Origin of the sequence: Phytobacter sp. V91 (assembly GCF_965644225.1) — a bacterium.
Lineage (GTDB): Bacteria > Pseudomonadota > Gammaproteobacteria > Enterobacterales > Enterobacteriaceae > CBFFRJ01.
The window spans coordinates 1-1419 of the sequence record NZ_CBFFRJ010000268.1 but is presented as its reverse complement, the minus strand read 5'-3'; the positions used below and the strand labels follow the sequence as shown (position 1 = coordinate 1419).

At 57.5% G+C, this 1419-nt stretch carries 2 protein-coding genes and 1 pseudogene; 1 reads left to right on the top strand and 2 read right to left on the bottom strand.

Translation table 11 applies throughout. From position 1 onward, the window contains the following. A partial coding sequence (locus ACSZO4_RS25545; RefSeq protein ID WP_437891879.1) for an Rpn family recombination-promoting nuclease/putative transposase occupies window positions 1-725 on the bottom strand: 725 nt, incomplete at its 3' end. A 181-nt stretch (window positions 726-906) separates the two neighbouring features. On the opposite strand from ACSZO4_RS25545, the pseudogene ACSZO4_RS25540 reads away from it, so the two are divergent. After that, a pseudogene (locus ACSZO4_RS25540) lies at window positions 907-1319 on the top strand (transposase); the annotation flags it as partial. Here the strand turns inward: ACSZO4_RS25540 and ACSZO4_RS25535 are convergent. After that, window positions 1239-1419, bottom strand: a 181-nt coding sequence (locus ACSZO4_RS25535; RefSeq protein WP_437891880.1) for a hypothetical protein, incomplete at its 5' end; no start/stop codon positions are given. The pseudogene ACSZO4_RS25540 and the gene ACSZO4_RS25535 overlap by 81 nt on opposite strands.

Genomic DNA, 1419 nt, shown 5'->3' with positions numbered 1-1419 from the left:
AGTGTGTCCCCGTGCTGCGGCACCCGCTGTGCCAGTTGACGTACAAAGGCTTCGGCGTCGTCGGTCTCGCCGGCCTGTACCAGATAGTTTATCAGCGATATCAGCTGCTGTCCCGTGAGATGTCCGGTCAGCAGAACCGTGGCCAGCCGGTCGAGCAGACCGGCAAGGTCGCGCTGATGGATATGTTTCTGTAAAAGCGTCAGGGCCGCCATGCTGCGGTGGGTCATGATGTCGTCGTCCGGAATGACGGTGACGTCAACCAGCGGGAACGGCCCGGCATACAGCTGTCCGGCCAGTGCCGGGTCGTCAAACTCATCCAGCCAGCGGGTGGAGTACGGGTACGGGCTGCGTTTCCCGGTATAGAACAGCACCGGAATGACCAGCGGCAGCTTTTTATGCCCGGCATCGAGATGGCGCTGCATGGCGGCCACGGCATAGCGCAGCAGGCGGAAGGCCATGTGCCGGTCCGGTGTGGACTGGTGCTCAATCAGGACGTGGATATAGCCGTCGCCGGCGGTGGTCTTCAGGCTCCAGAGAACGTCGCTGTAATAGGCGCGCAGGCTTTCCTCGACAAAGCTGCCGGACTCGAGCTTCAGGGTGCTGAGGTCGCAGAGGGCGCGCAGCTCTGCCGGGAGGTGAAGGGCGATGAAGTCCCGGGCGGTGTCGGGATGGGTCAGGAAGGCCTTAAAGGCCGCATCATGCGGCACCGGGGTGGATTTTTTCATGTGCCTGTCTGTCAGTTCAGAAAAGACCAGCTTACCACACCGGCCGGCCTGATTCAGCGACAGCAGCTCCGTCCGCAATGAGCGAGGAGCGGACGGAGGAAATTGATCCTGTAGTGGCACACTGAATTTGGCCACCTGAGTAGAGGTGATATGCTCACCTCAACATCTTACAGGTGAACCAATGAGCAAAGCATTTACTGCTGAATTTAAAGTCGAAGCGGCAAAACTGGTCCTGGATCAGAGCTACACTCACGGCGAAGCGGCTAAGGCGATGAACGTCAGCCTCTCCGCTATCAACCGCTGGGTAAAATCGTTACGTTTGGAGCGCCAGGGGAAAACGCCCCCGGGGCTGCCTCTGACGCCTGAGCAGACTGAACTCAGGGAAATGAGAAAACGAATACAACGCCTTGAAATGGAGAATGAAATCCTAAAAAAGGCTACCGCGCTCTTGATGTCGGACTCCCTGAACAGTTCACGATAATAGACAGTCTGAGGGCGCACTACCCGGTAGCGCTATTGTGCCGGCTGTTCGGTGTTCACCGAAGCAGTTATCGCTACATTCGTAAAAATAGCAGGGGTCCTCACGCTGAGCGTGTCGTCAAATGAACCGCCCCGGGAATCCTGGAGACTAAACTCTTTGAGAGAGAGGTAAACAGGATGACTAAAAATACGCGCTTTTCCCCTGAGGTCCGTC